Raw genomic sequence first — 17,506 nt, 5'->3', positions numbered from 1 at the left:
TACTTTCTCTTTTGTAAATTAATAATTTTCATTAAGCCATTTCTCTTCTGGCAGTTTCCATGGCTCTCTTTTCTTCTGGAGTAATTGTCTTAACTCTAAATATAAAATAATATAATTTAATTATTATTAATACTATAATAGTTATTCTCATAGGTAATACATCAACTAATATTAAAGGAAAAGCTAACATAAAATTAACGAAACTTAGTAATACAACTTTTTGTTTTAGTGTCATAGCCCTTTCTTTAACAAAGCTCTCTAAGTGCTTTTTATAAATATTTGTGTTTGTAAACCAGCTATGAAATCTCTCAGATCCCTTTGCAAAACAAAATGATGTCACTAATAAAAATGGTGTTGTTGGTAATATAGGCAATATTACTCCTATAAGGCCTAATCCAAGTGCTATAAACCCTAAAGTTATATAAAAATATTTTTTTACTTTATTCATGTTTTACTCCCCTTTTAATTAATACTTTTTATATTTCCTAATATCTATCCCTTATTTATTTAACGCATGTCTAACAAGTTCAACTGGATTATAAATAATAAGTCTTGGCCCAGAAAACTTCATTACTTCCTTTACCTTTTCCTTCATATCCTTTTTGTAACAATGAATTGGACATCTTGAACAAGTAGATTTATTTTCACCAAACTTACAAAAAGTAAGTCTTTTATGTGCGTATTCTAATAGTTCCATACATTCTTCACATAGTTCACCTTTATCATTGCCATGATTCTTATGACAGTATATATCTATCATTAGCTTTATAGTCTTTTTTTCTCTATCTATTCTTCCCATGCTAATCTCCCTTTAAGAATGTTAATGATAATCATTATCGTATATTTTTCCTTATAAAAGACTGTATCAAAATTATAGTTAAATTATGATACAGCCTTTAATTAACTAGTTTAATACTAACTTGCTATTTTCAAGCTTATATGTCTTATTACAAACAGCAGTTGTTGACTTTCTATGTGAAATAAGTACTATTGTCTTGTCTTCACAATTCTCTTTTATTGATTTTAGTATTTCACCTTCATTTAATGTATCTAAATTACTTGTAGGTTCATCTAAAATTAAAACATCTCCATTACTTAAGAAGGCTCTTGCTAATCCTATTCTTTGCTTTTCTCCAGAAGAAAGATTTCCTCCAAGCTCTCCAACTTTTGTATCATATCCTTTAGGTAGTGTTTCAATAAACTCATGTATAGATGCCATCTTTGCAGCCTTTATTACCTCTTCTTTAGTTGCATTTGCATTACCAATCTTTATATTATCAATTATAGTTTCATTGAATAAATATGTTTCTTGACTAACTAAAGTTTGACTATTTCTAAGTGATGATGTATTAACTTCTTTAATATTTTTATTATCTAAGTTGATTTTCCCTTCATTTACATCCCAAAATCTCATCATAAGCTTAACAAATGTACTCTTACCAATTCCACTTTCACCTATAAGAGCTATCTTATCTCCTCTTTTTATGTGAACTGATGTGTTATCAAAAATATTATCTTTTCTATTTGGATAAGAGAATGTTACATTGTCATATGATATTGATTCACCATTTATTGCATGTCCATCTACAACTTCCTCTACATGTGGTTCTTCATCAATTAAATCAAATAATCTTTCTGCGCAAGCAAAAGTTTGAAGCAATGTATTTGAAAGATTACTTAAAGCAACTACTGGTCCAAAAGATGAAGCAATTATTACTATAGCTACAAGCATCCAAGTAAATGAAATATTACCCATTGAATACTGTACAAATCCAACACCAACAAAAGTTAATATTGCAATCATTATAGTTAAATCTGTAATAGCTCTTATTATACCTTCATGTTCTTTAATTTTATCAAGACTTTTATTTATTCTATGTGACTTTGAGTTAATTTCATTTAATCTCTCATCACCTGATTTAAATAATAATACTTCCTTAAGTCCTCTTAAAGAATCAAGTATATAGTTGTTGCATTCACCAAACATATTTCTATAAGAAACTCCTGCTTCCTTACCTAAACTAGAAGAAGCATAAGGAATTACAAATCCAACTATTAAGAAGAATATTACCGATAAAACTCCAAACCAAGGGTTTATTATAAATAATATTATAGAAATAATACTGTTAGTTATTATTGCAATTGATATTGGAGCTATTGTATGAGCATAAAATACCTCTAAAAGCTCAATATCAGAAGTTATTAATGAAATAAGATTTCCCTTTTCTTGCCCCTCTAATTTTGCTGGTGCTAACTTTCTAAGTTTAGAAAATATCTTATCTCTTAATATATATAGTATTTTAAAAGCAATATAGTGCCCTGATAATTGTTCGCCATATCTTAAAAATCCTCTTAAAAGTGCACTTATAGCCATAACTATCATTGCACCAGTAAAGCTAATAAATGTAATATCACCTATAAATGCGCCTATAGCTATTGCTCCAAAACTAGCTATAGCTATTGCAGCTAAAAATCCTATAACACCCATACTTATAGTAATTGCCATAATTGGAGCTAATGGCTTTAGCTCTACTATTAATCTCTTCATTATTTGGAAGCCTGATCTTCTTTTCATACTAGCAAACCTCCCTTATCATTTCTAATTCATTTTGCTTATTAACCATATCATAATAATACTTTTCTTTACTCATTAACTCATCATGAGCTCCACTTTCTACTAAATTCCCCTTATTCATAACATAAATCTTCTTAGCATCCTTTACATTAGCTAATCTATGAGAAATTACTAGTATAGTTTTATTCTTAGAAAGTTCATAAATAGCCTCCCAGATACTTTCTTCACTTTCAACATCTATATTTGAAGTTGCTTCATCAAAAATTATCATTGATCTATCTGCCAATATAACTCTAGCTAAAGCTAATCTTTGCTTTTGCCCCCCTGACAATGCACTACCTGCTTGACCAACATCAGTTAATAGTCCATCTTTTAATTCCTTAACAAAATCATATAATCTTGCAGTTTTTAATGCCTCATTAATTTCTTCCTCTGATGCATCTCTCTTGGCCATTAGTAAATTATCTAGAATAGTTCCATTAAATATATAACTATTAGTAGAAACTAAAGCTATATTTCCATAAATATTATCTAAAGATATATTTTCTATATTAGTATTATTTACTTTTATTTCACCTTTAGTAACTTTATTATTATTTAATATAAGTGATGCAATTGTACTCTTACCTGAACCACTTTCCCCTACTATGGCAACTAATCCACCTGGTGTAATTTCCATACTTATGTTATTTAATACTTTTCTTTCACCATCATAACTAAAATCAACATTTTCTAATGTTACATTTATATCACTAAATTTAATTTCTTCTTTAGTTATTACATCTTTCTCTCTTTCTTCAGCATCTAAAATACCAAACATTCTATCACTTGCTGCCATACCATTCATAGCTATATGGAAGTAAGAACCTAAAAGTCTAAGTGGTATAAAGAATTCTGATGAAAGTAATATTATAATAAGTAGACTTCCTACAGGAATCTCTCCGTTTTTAAATTGAATTAATGCAACAATTGTACCTGCTGCAGCACCACCAAAAGCTACTAAATCCATTATTGTTATTGAATTTAGCTGCATACTTAAAACCTTCATAGTTATTTTTCTGAACTTTTCGGCTTCTTCATTCATTTTCTCATGTCTTTTTTCATCGATGTTAAATACTTTTAATGTAGTTAATCCTTGAAGGTTTTCTAAGAAAGTTCCACCTAAATCTGAATAAGACTTCCAATAATCCTTTAATATTCTTTTAGCAATTTTCATAATTGCAATTATTGATATAGGTATAAGAGGTACACAAAGTATAAATACAAGTGCTGCTTTAAATGAAATAAAACTCATAAAAGCAAATAATGTCACTGGGACTAAAAGTGCATAGAAAAATTGTGATAAATATTTACCAAAATAAATTTCTAACTGCTCTATCCCCTCAACAGATACTTGAACCACCGCTGATGTACTTTCAACATTAGTATATCCAGTACCTAATTTTAATAGTTTTTTGTAAATAAGTTCTCTTAATGTCACCCTTGCATTTGCAGAAGCTGCATTTGAAAATTTAGCATATAAAATATTGCATAAATATCTCGTAGCTAATAAAATTGCTATAATTATAATTCCTGATAATAACGAAATATTTCCCCATATTTTAAAATTCATCATAGCTCCAAAAACACTTTGTCCATCAAGGTCTAATGTTTTACCTATATAAATCTTATTAATAAATTGACCAATTAGTATTATAGTAACTATATTACATAAAACTGCAATCCAATTAACCAATATAGTTAATGCTATGTACTTTTTAGAATCTTTACATAGGTTTATTAACCTTTTATTTATCATCATAATATATATTCCTCCTTTGAATCTTTTAATCATTTGAAATACACTTTCAATTGATATTTATTATTGCTTAATATAATATAACCTAATTGATAATTATTTTCAATACTTTCATTAATAAATTTTCTATTTTTGTATTATAATTAACTTATAGTACATATTTTAGGAGTAATATATGAGTAAATTTTCAAGTAAAAATAAGTTAATTGAAAAACAATTAATACAACTTAATAAAAAGGAAGAAAAATTAATACTAGAAAAAGAGCCTGGTATTATAAAAAATAAATTAGACCCTTTAAAAATAAAAATTGAGGAGAAAATTCCTGAAAAACTTCAATCTACTTTAAATATAGCTTTTGAAAAGGGATTTAAAACAGTATTTGATAAAGGTCTAGGTATAATTGAAAGAACCTACAATAAAGAAGATATAAACATGGAATTTGATATAAACTCTTATGCTATAAATAAATATCCCACAAAAAGAAATCTAAAAAAAATTGATAAATCTGCAAATAAAAAAACATTTATAAATAAGTCTGTTAGCGCTATTGAAGGTGGTGCTCTAGGATTATTAGGAATAGGGATTCCAGATATACCTATCTATATTGGAGTAATTTTAAAGTCTATTTATGAAATTAGCTTAAGCTATGGATTTGATTATAGTTTTCCTGAAGAAAGAATTTATATTTTAAATATAATTTGTGCTTCAGTCACTTCTGGTACTGAAAGAAAAATGTATTTTAATAAATTAGATACTATAGCTAATGAAATAGATAATAGTAAATATCATAATTATAATATTGATGAAACATTAAAGGAAACTTCTAATAAAATCTCCACTTATATGTTAACTTCAAAATTTATACAAGGTCTTCCCCTAGTGGGAGTTATTGGTGGAATCACTAACTTTAAAACATTACAAGATATAAGTACTATAGCTAAGCTCAAATATAAACAAAGATATTTAAATAAACTTTTACTATAATAACAAAAGCGTCTAGATATAATCCTAAATTATAACTAGCCGCTTTTTTAACTTTAACTTTTTCATATACTCACACTTTTAGTTTAATACTATTTCCTTAATAAGTGATTCAACTGCATTTAATGTACTTTTATGATTTCTTATAACTCTTATATTTTTCTTATCTGCTTCTCTCTTAGCTGTCAATACAAGCTTATGAGATACTACATCTGTTAATAATATAACCGCATCTGGCATTCCAATCTTATCCTTTAATCCTGTTTCCATTTGGGTAAAAACTTTTGCCTTACAATTATATTTTTTACATACTCTAATATAATCTTTAGTCATTTTATCATGGCCACCAACTATTACTACACTCATTTATTTTCTCTCCTTTTAATCACTTGTTGTCCTTAATTCTTATTAATTAGAATTATTCTTTTATGCACTAGCCCCTTTATATTCTTCAAATAAATTTCTTATAGAGCATGCCACATTATGAGATGAATCTCCTTTTAAAATATAATTTACAGTATGCTCCTTAACTTTATCGTATCTACTGAAAGTTTCTTTTGCTTCTTTTAAATTATTATATACAAGCCAATATCCACAACTTAAACATTTCTTATTTTTACAATTCATAAAATCCATAACATCATTTAATGGAAAACCTAAAAATATACCTAATTCATGTGGACAATTAAATTCCTTATATCTATTCTTTAGCATATATAAATAATTATTTATATCATTCTTATCTGAATATCCTAATTGCATTAAGAATTTCTTGTTTTCTTTTCTAAATATGTAGTTTAATAATTGCTTCTCATTATATATCAATATAATTAATGCATTACTACATTCTCTTAAATCTATATATTGAATATCAATAGTTTCTAAAAAATCGATTCCGTACTTTATCCATTTGTCATATAAATTTTCTTTATCTTTTTTTATTGTAATGGTTGCTGATGGTTTAACGCCTGAAATTACCAGAGAGGCATTGTAAATTAAAAACTTTTCAATGCACTCTCTTTCCTCCATATTAGCAAGACTTTTATAAAATTCAACTTGCTTCAATTTACTTCTATGCCTTTGCTATAGTCATTCCTAATTCAATACACTCTGGTGAGTTATCCTCAGGCTCATTTTGAATTATTAATCCATCAGCAATTAAAGTACAACCTAAAGACTCCATTCTTTCTTGCCAATCTCTCATCCATTGACCATCTCCCCATCCATATGATCCAAATAAAGCAACTTTTTTTCCTGAAATTTTAGATGATATTTCTTCTACAAAAGGTTCAAATTCATTTTCCTCTAATACCTCATCCCCCATAGCTGGACACCCAAGTATAACTATTTCTTCATTATCAAAAATATCAGCATTTGCATTTGATACATTAATTACCTCTGCAGTTTTTCCTCCATTAGCTATTCCCTCTGCAATTAAATTCGCCATTTTTTCAGTATTACCTGAAGCTGAATAATAAACTATTTTCATATTCTCTCCTCCTAAACAATATTGATATTCATTCTCAATTACTTATTATAATATAATATTCCCTTAACCCTGTCAATATATAACTTGAAATTTTTTGAATTTTTTTGAAATTATTTTATGCTTATTCATATTCTCATTAAAAAAAATAGAAGATACTAAAATTTCTCCTAGTATCTCCTAAAATATAAAAGTATTTACTTGTGCTTAAATTTAATTTCACTATTGCATGATTTTTTGCTGGAGCAACCAGAACAGCCACATCCACAACCACCCTTATTATTTTTACTCTTCTTAAACATACTAAATACAGCTAAAAATAGCAAGCCAAATACTATAGCTCCAATAATAAATGTTGCCATTTATATCACTTCCTCGCTCATTACAATAATTTTATGCACTTATTTCTCTACCTTCTTTATTAGTCTTTATATTTCTTCCTGATCCGATAGCTATTAAAATTGCTAGTATTGCAATTAATATTGAGCCTACAGCTCCAATTACACTACCTTCACCTAATAATAAACTACCTACTTGATTTATTATTAATGCTACTATATAAGCAGTTAATGTTTGGAAGCCAATTGTTATCCACATCCATTTCCAAGATCCCATTTCTCTTCTAATTGCACCTATAGCTGCAAAACAAGGTGCGTTAAGCATATTAAAGGCTATGAATGCTAATCCACTTGCTGATGTAAACATTGTTCCAATTTGAGTTAATAATGCTGGTGTATCTTCTGCTGCTTCCGCTATACCAAATAATACTCCAAATGTTCCTACAACATTTTCTTTAGCTACTAATCCACTTACTGTTGCTACTGCTGATTGCCAATTACCAAATCCAAGTGGTGCAAATATCGGTGCTATTACTTTACCTATACTTGCTAATATACTATCTTGAGCATCAACCATTTGTAATGTCCAATTAAATGAGCTAGTAAACCAAATTACAGCACAAGCAACAAATATAATAGTTCCAGCTTTTATAATAAATGCTTTTCCTCTATCCCACATATGAATCAAAACACCTTTCATACTTGGAATATGGTATTGTGGAAGTTCCATAACAAATGGTGCTGCTTCCCCTTTAAATGCCTTAGTTTTATTTAAAATAATTCCACAAATTATAATCATAAAAATTCCTAAGAAATAAATCACTGGTGCTACCCAAGATGCTCCACCAAAAATAGCTCCTGCAAACAATGCTATTATAGGTAATTTAGCTCCACAAGGAATAAATGTAGTAATCATTATTGTAAGTTTTCTATCTTTATCATTTTCCATAGTACGTGTTGCCATTATGCCAGGAACCCCACACCCTGAACTTATAAGTACAGGTATAAATGATTTTCCTGATAATCCAAATTTGCGTAGAATTCTATCCATAATAAATGCTATTCTAGCCATGTATCCACAGTCCTCTAATAATGCTAATAAAAAGAATAATAACATTATTTGTGGGACAAATCCTAAAACAGCTCCAACACCACCAATTATTCCATCATTTATCAATCCTTGTAACCATGGAGCTGTACCCACACTTTCTAAAAATGCGGCAACATTTTCTCCAATTATTTCTCCAAATAAAGTGTCATTTGTCCAATCTGTTAATATTGAACCTAATGAACTAACAGCTATATAGTATACCCCCCACATAATTAAAGCAAATATAGGTAATGCTAATATACGGTTAGTAACTATTTTATCAATCTTATCTGATAATGTATGTTTTGAAGTATTTTTTTTCTTAATAACTTTTGAAACTATACTGCCAATAAATTCATATCTTTCTCCAGTAATTATTCCTTCTGCATCATCATCAAATTCTTTTTCACATTTTGTAATAATAGCCTCTACTTTTTCCTTAACATTATTATCCAAAGATACTTTTTCCATGAATTTACTATCACGTTCAAAAATCTTAATAGCCATCCATTGTTCACTTAAACCTATATTAGTAATATTATCACTCTTAATTAAATTTTTGATATCTTCCAACGCATCCTTTACTTCAGATGAGAAGTTCATATTGAAATTAGTATCCTTTTTACTTTTAGCTATTTCGATTGCCTTCATAGCAACATCTTTAGTTCCATTTCCTTTTAAGGCACTTGTCTTAACTACTGGGCATCCAAGAATCTTAGATAACTTGTCAATATCAATGACATCGCCCCTTTTTTCTACAATATCAATCATATTTAATGCTATTACCGTTGGAATACCTAGTTCTAATATTTGAGTTGTTAAATAAAGATTTCTTTCAATATTGGATGCATCAATTATATTAATGATTGCATCTGGTTTATCATCTATCATAAAATTTCTAGTTACGACCTCTTCCAATGTATATGGTGATAAGGAATATACTCCTGGCAAATCAACTAATTCAACATCTTTATATCCTTTAATTTTCCCACTTTTTTTCTCTACAGTTACTCCTGGCCAATTTCCAACATATTGCTTTGCACCTGTAAGGTTGTTAAACATAGTTGTCTTACCACTATTTGGGTTTCCTGCTAACCCTATTTTTATTGCCATCTTTCTCTCCCCCTATCTATTTTTAACTTATCTTCACTCAACTACTATCATTTCAGCATCATATTTACGTAATGTTAATTCATAGCCCCTTATATTTATTTCTATAGGATCACCTAGTGGAGCTACCTTACGAACGTAAATTTCACTACCTTTAGTAATTCCCATGTCCATTATTCTTCTACGAATAGCACCAGTACCTTCTACTTTTTTAACCTTCACAGTTTGTCCACATTTTATTTCTTTTAAGGTTGCCATTTATTTACTCTCCTTACACCATTATTCTACTTGCCATACTTTTATCTAAGGCTATTCTAGTGCCTTTAATATTTACTATTAAATTTCCACCTAAATCTGAAACTATTGTAATTCCTTCACCAATAACAAATCCTAAACTATTTAAAAATTTCTTTGTTTCAGTATTTCCTGTTATTTTTTTAATTTTAACCTCTTCTCCTACTTGTGATAATATTAATGACATTTCTTTCACCTCTCATACTGATAATGATTATCATTATTTATATTTTCATTATACTCCTTTATTTGTAAAAGTAAATATTTTTTTCTATTAATTCTTTATTTTGTATAAATTAAAAATTTATTTTAAAATGTTTTTTATAATAAAAAATAAGTAACTTAGTATAGAAAATATTTTTCTTTACTAAGTTACTTACTAATTTTTACTTTAAATTTAGCCTATTTTAATACAAATGATTGGCAATCTGTACATTCAACAACTGTTGGATTAGCTTCATGAGTACCAACTTGTATTGCATCTAAAGTACAATAATTTTCAGAACAGGCATGGTGTTTACATTGTTGTACACTACATTTAATACTTGAATTCTTTTGCATAACTTTCACCTCCACATCTTTAGTACTCTATTATTTTGCCCATAAGAGGTGTTATTATTCTAAATATCAATACGAAAACTTTACCTATTTTCTTTGTATATTAAGATTTTTATATTTTTCTTAATTATTCATTATATTATTGTTTTGTTTTTGGATTAAAAATAAGAGCCATTAAATATCCGAAAAATATTGATGCTGTAATTCCTCCTGCACCACCTTCGATTCCCCCTATAAATGCTCCTATTAATCCATTTTCTTTTACTCCTTTTATAGCTGCTTTAGCCAGACCGTTACCAAAACTAGGTAGAGGGATTGTTGCTCCTGCACCTCCGATTTCAACTAGTTTATCATAAAGCCCAAAACCTCCAAGAATTGCTCCAAGAGTAACAAACATAACTAATATTCTAGCTGGAGTTAATTTTGTTGTATCCATTAATATTTGTGCAATAACACATATTAATCCACCAACAATAAATGCACTTATGTAATCCATAATAAACTCTCACCAACTTTCTATTTATATTCAATAGCTACTGCATGAGCTATTCCCGGTATAGTTTCTCCTTGAAGAGATGAGGTTGTGCTCATTAATGCCCCAGTAGAAACTAATAATAAACTCTTTATTTCTTTTTTCATTAACTTTTTATAAAAGTATCCACAGGTAACAACTGCAGAACATCCACAACCACTACCACCTGAATCAGTCTTTTGCCTTTCATCATCAAATATTAAATCACCGCAATCAACATAATTATCCTTTACATCATATCCATAATCTAATAATAATTTAGTTGTTATTTCTTTTCCTACCTTCCCCAAATCTCCAGTTGCAATTACATCATAATCCTTAGGTGTTCTTCCTGTATCCTTAAAATGATTATATATTGTATCTACTGCTGCCGGAGCCATTGCTGCTCCCATATTATTAGGATCTTTAATTCCATAATCCTTAACTAATCCTGTAGTAACGTATGTTACTTTAGGAAAATCTCCACTTTTACCTAAAACCATTGCTCCTGATCCTGTAACTGTCCATTGACATGTTGGACATCTTTGACATCCATATTCTAATGGAAATCTAAATTGTCTTTCTGCTGAACTAAAATGAGAGGAAGTAGATGCTACAACATAATTACCAAATCCTCCATCTAGAAATAATGATGCCATACTTAATGATTCTGACATTGTAGAACAAGCTCCATACAATCCTATAAATGGTATATTTAACTCTCTTGCAGCAAAACTAGATGATGTTATTTGATTTAATAAATCCCCTGCAAATAAGTAATCTATATTTTCTTCTCTTAAATTTGCATTGCTTATAGCACTTTTTATTGCCGTATACATCATTTCAGACTCAGCTTTTTCAAAACTGTCCTTACCTAAAGTATCATCATTTAATATTTGATGAAAATAATCCTTTAAAGGCCCATCACCTTCCTTAGGTCCAACTATAGAATAAGTTGAAATTATTTTAGGAGGATTTTCAAGTTTAATAGTTTGCTTTCCTACCTTTTTATTTTTTACACTCATCTATACTCACTCTCCCATTTAAAGAATTCCCATAAGTCCTAAAACATAATATACTAATCCTATTATTACTGATGTTCCTATTCCATAAACTAATACTGGGCCTGCAATAGTAAACATTTTAGCCGCCACACCAAAAACAAAGCCTTCTTTTTTAAACTCTATTGCTGGAGATACCACTGCATTAGAAAATCCTGTAATAGGAACTATAGTACCAGCACCAGCAAAACTTGCTATTTTATCATATACTCCTATTCCTGTTAATAATGCTCCAATAAATATCATTATTATTGGCAACCATAACTTAGCAGTTTCTTTATCTATACCAAACTTTATTAGCATATTTAATATAAACTGCCCTATAGTACATATAGCTCCACCAACTAGAAAGGCCATTAAAATATTTTTAAAATATTTTGGTTTAGGTGCCATTTCCTTTGAAATATTTTCAAAGTCTTTAAGTATTTTTTTTTCTTCCTTAGCCATTTTTCCCATGTATTTGCGTCTCCTTTCTTCCATAAATTTATTATTCCTCATAATTTAAAAATTAAATCATATTATTACAATTTTAATAGCTATTTTACTTTTAGAAAAAAAATCTACATTAAATAATTTTTATTATTTAATGTAGATTTATTCAAAAAACTTATTATTTTTTAATCTATACATTTTCTTATGTTCATCCTTCATCTAATTGTTTTCTCATTTCTGAAAGTACCTTTTTTTCTATTCTAGATACTTGCACTTGGCTTATACCTAACATTTTAGCAACCTGTATCTGTGTTTTATCTTTAAAATATCTTAAAACAATAATTTGTCTAGATTTCATATCTAAACTATTTAATGCTTCTTTTAAGGCTATTTTTTCTGTTAAATTCTTATCTTCTGCAGCATTCTCACTTAATTTATCAATAAGCAATACTGGAGCACCATCATCTTGATGAATTACTTCATAAAGATATTGCATACTTGCAGAAGATTCTAAAGCAAATAATATCTCTTCTTTATCTATTCCTGAAAATTCAGCTAATTCATCTATACTTGGATCTCTATTTAATTTTTTAGTTAATGCCTCTTTATCAAAATGAAGCTTTTTAGCTAAGCTCTTAACATTTCTACTTACCTTTATAATTCCATCATCTCTAAGGAATCTTTTTATTTCTCCAATTATCATTGGAACAGCATAAGTTGAGAACTTAACATTATACTTATCATCAAAATTATTAATTGCCTTAACAAGCCCCATACATCCTATTTGATAAATATCTTCATAATCATACCCTCTATTTATAAACTTTTTACTTATAGAAGTTACTAAAGGTAAATTTGCTTCTATGAGCATGTTCATAGCCTCTGCATCACCAGCTTTAGCTAGGGGTAATAATTGTGAGTTATCCTCATAGCTTAACTTTTCTTTTTTTACTTTGTCCTTTTCCATAAATCTCCCCTAACATGTTAATTAAATTTCTTTGTCATAACAATTCTAGTACCTTTACCTTTTTGACTTTCTACTTCTAAACTATCCATAAAACTTTCCATAACCGTAAATCCCATTCCTGATCTTTCAAGATCTGGTCTTGAGGTATAAAGAGGTTCTCTAGCTTTATTAACATCGTCTATACCTTTACCATAGTCTGTAATAATAATCGATACTTCTCTTCCATAAATTGTAGATTCTATTTTAATTATACCCTTTTCATAATTTTCATAACCATGAATTATAGAATTTGTTACGGCTTCAGAAACAGCAGTTTTAACATCTGCAATCTCTTCAATAGTTGGATCTAATTGAGAAACAAAAGCTGAAACTGCAACTCTCGCAAATCCTTCATTTTGAGATCTACTTTCAAATTCTATACATACTCTATTTTCTTCCATGTTATTAATCCCTCCATTAAATGTTTGCAAGTGCTTCATTAACATTATTATAAACAGTAATTATTTTATAAAGTCCCGATAATGTAAATACCTTATCTACTCTTTTATTAATATTAGTAATGCAAACTTTTCCATCTCTATTTTTAACCTTCTTTAATCTCCCTATAACAACACCTATTCCTGAACTATCCATAAATGTTACTTCCTTGAAATCCATTATAACCTTTTTTATATTATCTCGTTCTATTCTATCATCTATTTTAACTCTAACTTCTTCTGCACTATGATGATCTAATTCTCCAACAAGAGTAACAACTAGTTTATCATCAATTTTATTAAACTTCAAAAACATAATAATCAACTCTAAAACAAATAATTAGAGCACCCTCCCATCTTCCTTCTTTTTCCATAATTTTAACATAATATTTATTTTGTCGTCAATCTATTTTTACCTTTTTATGGATATTGCTTAAATCTAATTACTTTCTATATATAAATTCATATAAAAATAAAGATGTTGTATCTTTAGATCATAATACAACATCTTCATCAAACTTTAATTTTACTTATCATCTTATATTTTATTATACTAAGATTTAATTTCTTTCGGTTTTTTTTTATATTTCTCCAGTTCATTTTGTAACTTCCCATAAAAACTATCTATATCATCTTCTCCTTCTAATAAAAGCATTTCAATTGCATCATTTAAAGTACTCATCGTATAAATATGGAACTTACCCTCTTCAATTGCCTTTTCTACCTCTGATTTCAATATTATTTCATCTTTGTTTCCTTCAGGTATTAATACTCCCTTTCCATCTATATTATCTAACATATTGCATACTTTAAAGAATCCCTCTATCTTTTCATTTACTCCACCAATAGGTTGAACATCTCCAAATTGATTAATAGATCCAGTTACTGCAATATTTTGACTTATTCCTTTTTTGCTTAGAGCTGAAAGAATACATATAATCTCTGCAACTGAAGCACTATCACCTTCTACTATTCCATAAGTCTGCTCAAAACTTAAATGAAAATCTACAGGTATACTCTCATATGGATTTAACAGGTTTGTTAATAATCCTCTAAGTATGCTTATTGATTTTTCATGAATTTTTCCACTTAAATTACTTTCTTTTTGTATATCAACAATTCTACCTGAACCTTTACATGCAACACAGCTAATTCTCATAGGCTTTCCAAAAGTACAATAACCACTATCAAGTACAGCCAATGCATTTATTGCTCCTACTTTTCTATCTTTAACACTAATTAATATCTTATTTTCTTCATACATACTCATTATTTCAGTTTCTATTAATTCCTCTTCATAGGCAACTTCTAAAATATCTTCTTCACTTATTATCATACTCTTTCTTTCTTTAGCTGAATTATTAGCTAATACTAATAATTTATCTATAGTATCTTCATCTGCAAGTATTCTATTTCTATTACTACTTTTTCTACATAAATATTTTAACATTTCGCTCATAGCTTCATTATTAATATTAAATAATTCATTCTTTCTAATTCTATTTTCAATCTTATTTTTCAATTCTAATACCGAATCATTATTAACCTTTACTACAGAAGAAAACTCTGCTCTTAAAGGAAATAACTTTTTAAAATCTTCATCGGAGTTATATAAAAGATCATAAGTTTCATAATCACCTATTAATATTACCTTAAACTTTACTGGAATAGGCTTTGGTTTTAATCCATTTATATTTATAAATTCTAAATAGCTTTTGTTAGTATCAAAAGATACCATATTAGAAAGTAAAATTTTCTTTAAATAATAATAACTTAATGTATTTACAGCTAATGAACTTAATCTTAAAATAAGACATCCTTCGTTTGCTTTTAAAATTGATCCTGCATTTATTAACGAAATATTAGTTGTATACATTCCATTATGATTTTCATATTCTATTAACCCTATCAAATTATTTAAATTAGGATCTTCCTCAAAAATCACAGGTGGTGAAGAATTATTTGTATTATCTACAATTACCCTAACATCATATTTATTTAATACTTCATATATTTCATTTTCATCATCTTCTATATTCATTGTATAACATTCTATTAAATCCTCTTCTATACAAGTAAATAGACGTTCTAAATATTCGTATGAATCATCATCTGTTATAAATTCTAAAAGAGCACTATCTTTTTCTTCCTCCATTTGGGTTGCTAAAAACTTTGAATATATTTTTTTTAATTTCTTTATTGATTTAACTTCAATGTCCTTTAATTCTTCTAAAATAGTTTCAGCCTTCTTTTTCAAAGTTCCTGCTTTTGCTACTATAACATTCTTGTTTTCATCTTCTAAATCATCATACTCTTTTTCTGTCATTGCCTCGTCACCACTTAAAGGTATAAATGCAAATCCTTTATTAGTGGCCTTAACTTCAAATCCCTCTTCTTTTGCCATTTTAGTTAATTCATTTATATAACTATTTCTTTTATTTTGAATATCTTCTACTAGATAATCCTTTTCATCATTACTAGAATCTCCATAAAAATCATCTACTGCTTCTAAATAACAACTTTTTATATCCTCTACAGTTTCCTTTAATTTTTTTCCCTTTCCATTAGCAACAAAAATTGCTTCTGGTCTGTTAACATCTTCTAATGTTACATAACATATATCCTTTGGTGCTTCTAAATCCTTATATTTTTTTTCTATGAAAGTAGTTAATTCCTTTAATTTATCCTTTGAGAAGGTATCTATTAAATAAAGATTATAGCCCTCTTTATCTATATTTATTGCCCTCTCAATCCTTTTATAGGCATCATTAAATTCTTTAATACCCTTTGTACCTCTTTCAACATCAGTATCTGTTACCTCTAGTTTAAACATTATTTCTGATGGAGTTAACTCTCTTTTCATAACCCTCCTATCTAAGGCTAGAAACTACTAATGTAATTCGTCTCCCCTTTTTTACAATCATATATATTATATTAATATTCTTATATTATGAATTTAGGCAATATTTTTTTAAAATATGATATATTATTAAATATAATAAAAAGGAAGCATATATATGCTTCCTTTTTATATATTTATTTTAATAATTTGAGTTTGACTTAGTTCCTTCACAAATAGCAATTGAAGCTGATGCTCCTATTCTATTTGCTCCATTTTCAATCATAGCTAAAGCATCTTCTCTACTTCTAACTCCACCTGATGCTTTTACTCCCATATCTGGGCCAACAGTTTCTCTCATTAATTTAATATCAGCTGCTGTTGCTCCGCCTGTTGAAAATCCAGTTGATGTCTTAACAAAATCAGCTCCAGCTTCCTTTGATAATTGACAAGCTATAACTTTTTCTTCATCAGTTAAAAGACAAGTCTCTATTATTACTTTTGTTAAAGCTTTATTTTTAGCTGCATCAACAACTGCTTTTATATCATTTTTAACGTATTCTAAGTCTCTTTCCTTTAATTTACCTACATTAATAACCATATCAACTTCTGTAGCACCCTTTTTAATAACATCTTTTGTTTCAAAGGCTTTAACTTCCGTAGTAGTTGCTCCTAAAGGAAATCCTATTACAGTACAAACTTCAACATTAGTTCCTTCTAACGCAGTAGCTGCAACTGGAACCATTGATGGATTTATGCAAACTGAAGCAAAGTTATATTCTACAGCTTCTTTACAAAGCTTTAAAACTTCCTTCTCAGTTGCTTCTGGTTTTAATATTGTGTGATCAATCATTTTAGCTATTTGTGCCTTATCCATTATAATACCTCCATTTATTTTGAAATTTTTCTTAAGTAGCCATTATATATTATAATTGATATATAATACATTGGAAAGATTTTTCTGTTTGTTTTATATGTTGTACCTTTAA

Annotated in this window: 21 protein-coding genes; 1 reads left to right on the top strand and 20 read right to left on the bottom strand. The window is 28.2% G+C overall.

Annotated elements, in window-relative coordinates; translation table 11 throughout:
* Nucleotides 1–31 precede the first annotated feature (31 nt).
* From Q0G30_RS08020 to Q0G30_RS08005, 4 genes are all read right to left on the bottom strand, one after another.
* Nucleotides 32–448, bottom strand: coding sequence for a YbaN family protein (locus Q0G30_RS08020; RefSeq protein ID WP_294388709.1), 417 nt, complete (start codon nucleotides 446–448; stop codon nucleotides 32–34).
* Nucleotides 449–499: 51 nt separating this feature from the next.
* The gene (locus Q0G30_RS08015) at nucleotides 500–799 is read right to left on the bottom strand and encodes a nitrous oxide-stimulated promoter family protein (protein ID WP_294388707.1); all 300 of its coding nucleotides are present in this window, start codon (nucleotides 797–799) and stop codon (nucleotides 500–502) included.
* Between the two features lie 105 nt (nucleotides 800–904).
* Complete coding sequence (locus Q0G30_RS08010; RefSeq protein WP_294388705.1) at nucleotides 905–2,575, bottom strand: ABC transporter ATP-binding protein; 1,671 nt, start codon at nucleotides 2,573–2,575, stop codon at nucleotides 905–907.
* Between the two features lies 1 nt (nucleotide 2,576).
* A complete protein-coding gene (locus tag Q0G30_RS08005; protein ID WP_294388704.1) occupies nucleotides 2,577–4,376 on the bottom strand; it encodes an ABC transporter ATP-binding protein/permease in 1,800 nt (599 codons plus the stop codon).
* Nucleotides 4,377–4,548: 172 nt separating this feature from the next.
* Between Q0G30_RS08005 and Q0G30_RS08000 the strand changes: the two genes are divergently transcribed.
* Complete coding sequence (locus Q0G30_RS08000; RefSeq protein WP_294388701.1) at nucleotides 4,549–5,358, top strand: EcsC family protein; 810 nt, start codon at nucleotides 4,549–4,551, stop codon at nucleotides 5,356–5,358.
* A 78-nt stretch (nucleotides 5,359–5,436) separates the two neighbouring features.
* Here the strand turns inward: Q0G30_RS08000 and Q0G30_RS07995 are convergent, their stop codons facing one another.
* From Q0G30_RS07995 to deoC, 16 genes are all read right to left on the bottom strand, one after another.
* Entirely contained in the window at nucleotides 5,437–5,721 is a 285-nt protein-coding gene (locus Q0G30_RS07995; RefSeq protein WP_133014435.1) for a DUF2325 domain-containing protein, read from the bottom strand.
* 60 nt (nucleotides 5,722–5,781) lie between these two features.
* On the bottom strand, nucleotides 5,782–6,420 hold the full coding sequence (locus Q0G30_RS07990) for a DUF3793 family protein (protein ID WP_294388699.1): 639 nt from the start codon (nucleotides 6,418–6,420) through the stop codon (nucleotides 5,782–5,784).
* Nucleotides 6,421–6,427: 7 nt separating this feature from the next.
* Nucleotides 6,428–6,844, bottom strand: coding sequence for a flavodoxin (locus Q0G30_RS07985; RefSeq protein ID WP_291656912.1), 417 nt, complete (start codon nucleotides 6,842–6,844; stop codon nucleotides 6,428–6,430).
* Between the two features lie 194 nt (nucleotides 6,845–7,038).
* Entirely contained in the window at nucleotides 7,039–7,203 is a 165-nt protein-coding gene (locus Q0G30_RS07980) for a FeoB-associated Cys-rich membrane protein (protein ID WP_195467131.1), read from the bottom strand.
* Nucleotides 7,204–7,234: 31 nt separating this feature from the next.
* Complete coding sequence (gene feoB, locus Q0G30_RS07975; protein ID WP_294388697.1) at nucleotides 7,235–9,382, bottom strand: ferrous iron transport protein B; 2,148 nt, start codon at nucleotides 9,380–9,382, stop codon at nucleotides 7,235–7,237.
* A gap of 33 nt (nucleotides 9,383–9,415) precedes the next feature.
* The gene (locus Q0G30_RS07970) at nucleotides 9,416–9,637 is read right to left on the bottom strand and encodes a ferrous iron transport protein A (protein WP_195467133.1); all 222 of its coding nucleotides are present in this window, start codon (nucleotides 9,635–9,637) and stop codon (nucleotides 9,416–9,418) included.
* Nucleotides 9,638–9,650: 13 nt separating this feature from the next.
* A complete protein-coding gene (locus Q0G30_RS07965; protein WP_195467134.1) occupies nucleotides 9,651–9,860 on the bottom strand; it encodes a FeoA family protein in 210 nt (69 codons plus the stop codon).
* 215 nt (nucleotides 9,861–10,075) lie between these two features.
* Entirely contained in the window at nucleotides 10,076–10,234 is a 159-nt protein-coding gene (locus Q0G30_RS07960; protein WP_195467135.1) for a DUF1540 domain-containing protein, read from the bottom strand.
* Between the two features lie 136 nt (nucleotides 10,235–10,370).
* Complete coding sequence (spoVAE, locus tag Q0G30_RS07955; RefSeq protein ID WP_291656906.1) at nucleotides 10,371–10,727, bottom strand: stage V sporulation protein AE; 357 nt, start codon at nucleotides 10,725–10,727, stop codon at nucleotides 10,371–10,373.
* Between the two features lie 20 nt (nucleotides 10,728–10,747).
* Entirely contained in the window at nucleotides 10,748–11,767 is a 1,020-nt protein-coding gene (gene spoVAD, locus Q0G30_RS07950) for a stage V sporulation protein AD (protein WP_294388691.1), read from the bottom strand.
* An 18-nt stretch (nucleotides 11,768–11,785) separates the two neighbouring features.
* A complete protein-coding gene (gene spoVAC / locus Q0G30_RS07945) occupies nucleotides 11,786–12,250 on the bottom strand; it encodes a stage V sporulation protein AC (protein ID WP_294388748.1) in 465 nt (154 codons plus the stop codon).
* A gap of 193 nt (nucleotides 12,251–12,443) precedes the next feature.
* Complete coding sequence (sigF, locus tag Q0G30_RS07940; protein WP_294388686.1) at nucleotides 12,444–13,202, bottom strand: RNA polymerase sporulation sigma factor SigF; 759 nt, start codon at nucleotides 13,200–13,202, stop codon at nucleotides 12,444–12,446.
* Between the two features lie 17 nt (nucleotides 13,203–13,219).
* On the bottom strand, nucleotides 13,220–13,642 hold the full coding sequence (gene spoIIAB, locus Q0G30_RS07935; RefSeq protein WP_294388683.1) for an anti-sigma F factor: 423 nt from the start codon (nucleotides 13,640–13,642) through the stop codon (nucleotides 13,220–13,222).
* Between the two features lie 16 nt (nucleotides 13,643–13,658).
* Nucleotides 13,659–13,994: an anti-sigma F factor antagonist gene (gene spoIIAA / locus Q0G30_RS07930; protein WP_294132150.1), complete on the bottom strand. Its 336-nt coding sequence runs from the start codon at nucleotides 13,992–13,994 to the stop codon at nucleotides 13,659–13,661.
* Between the two features lie 237 nt (nucleotides 13,995–14,231).
* Nucleotides 14,232–16,541, bottom strand: a complete 2,310-nt coding sequence (locus Q0G30_RS07925) for an AAA family ATPase (RefSeq protein ID WP_294388680.1) — start codon at nucleotides 16,539–16,541, stop codon at nucleotides 14,232–14,234.
* A gap of 178 nt (nucleotides 16,542–16,719) precedes the next feature.
* Entirely contained in the window at nucleotides 16,720–17,394 is a 675-nt protein-coding gene (gene deoC / locus Q0G30_RS07920) for a deoxyribose-phosphate aldolase (protein ID WP_294388678.1), read from the bottom strand.
* Between the last annotated feature and the right edge of the window lie 112 nt (nucleotides 17,395–17,506).

This window comes from uncultured Clostridium sp., from assembly GCF_934754925.1.
GTDB lineage: Bacteria > Bacillota > Clostridia > Clostridiales > Clostridiaceae > Clostridium.
This window is presented reverse-complemented; position numbering and strand designations above follow the sequence as displayed.

Coding starts and splice junctions, on each gene's coding strand:
- spoIIAB (WP_294388683.1), bottom strand. CDS start 13,642: ATGGAAGAAAATAGAGTATGTATAGAATTTGAAAGTAGATCTCAAAAT.
- Q0G30_RS07925 (WP_294388680.1), bottom strand. CDS start 16,541: ATGAAAAGAGAGTTAACTCCATCAGAAATAATGTTTAAACTAGAGGTA.
- Q0G30_RS07965 (WP_195467134.1), bottom strand. CDS start 9,860: ATGTCATTAATATTATCACAAGTAGGAGAAGAGGTTAAAATTAAAAAA.
- sigF (WP_294388686.1), bottom strand. CDS start 13,202: ATGGAAAAGGACAAAGTAAAAAAAGAAAAGTTAAGCTATGAGGATAAC.
- spoIIAA (WP_294132150.1), bottom strand. CDS start 13,994: ATGTTTTTGAAGTTTAATAAAATTGATGATAAACTAGTTGTTACTCTT.
- Q0G30_RS07970 (WP_195467133.1), bottom strand. CDS start 9,637: ATGGCAACCTTAAAAGAAATAAAATGTGGACAAACTGTGAAGGTTAAA.
- feoB (WP_294388697.1), bottom strand. CDS start 9,382: ATGGCAATAAAAATAGGGTTAGCAGGAAACCCAAATAGTGGTAAGACA.
- spoVAE (WP_291656906.1), bottom strand. CDS start 10,727: ATGGATTACATAAGTGCATTTATTGTTGGTGGATTAATATGTGTTATT.
- Q0G30_RS07960 (WP_195467135.1), bottom strand. CDS start 10,234: ATGCAAAAGAATTCAAGTATTAAATGTAGTGTACAACAATGTAAACAC.
- Q0G30_RS08020 (WP_294388709.1), bottom strand. CDS start 448: ATGAATAAAGTAAAAAAATATTTTTATATAACTTTAGGGTTTATAGCA.
- Q0G30_RS07985 (WP_291656912.1), bottom strand. CDS start 6,844: ATGAAAATAGTTTATTATTCAGCTTCAGGTAATACTGAAAAAATGGCG.
- Q0G30_RS07995 (WP_133014435.1), bottom strand. CDS start 5,721: ATGAGTGTAGTAATAGTTGGTGGCCATGATAAAATGACTAAAGATTAT.
- Q0G30_RS08000 (WP_294388701.1), top strand. CDS start 4,549: ATGAGTAAATTTTCAAGTAAAAATAAGTTAATTGAAAAACAATTAATA.
- Q0G30_RS08015 (WP_294388707.1), bottom strand. CDS start 799: ATGGGAAGAATAGATAGAGAAAAAAAGACTATAAAGCTAATGATAGAT.
- spoVAC (WP_294388748.1), bottom strand. CDS start 12,250: ATGGCTAAGGAAGAAAAAAAAATACTTAAAGACTTTGAAAATATTTCA.
- Q0G30_RS08010 (WP_294388705.1), bottom strand. CDS start 2,575: ATGAAAAGAAGATCAGGCTTCCAAATAATGAAGAGATTAATAGTAGAG.
- spoVAD (WP_294388691.1), bottom strand. CDS start 11,767: ATGAGTGTAAAAAATAAAAAGGTAGGAAAGCAAACTATTAAACTTGAA.
- Q0G30_RS08005 (WP_294388704.1), bottom strand. CDS start 4,376: ATGATGATAAATAAAAGGTTAATAAACCTATGTAAAGATTCTAAAAAG.
- Q0G30_RS07980 (WP_195467131.1), bottom strand. CDS start 7,203: ATGGCAACATTTATTATTGGAGCTATAGTATTTGGCTTGCTATTTTTA.
- deoC (WP_294388678.1), bottom strand. CDS start 17,394: ATGGATAAGGCACAAATAGCTAAAATGATTGATCACACAATATTAAAA.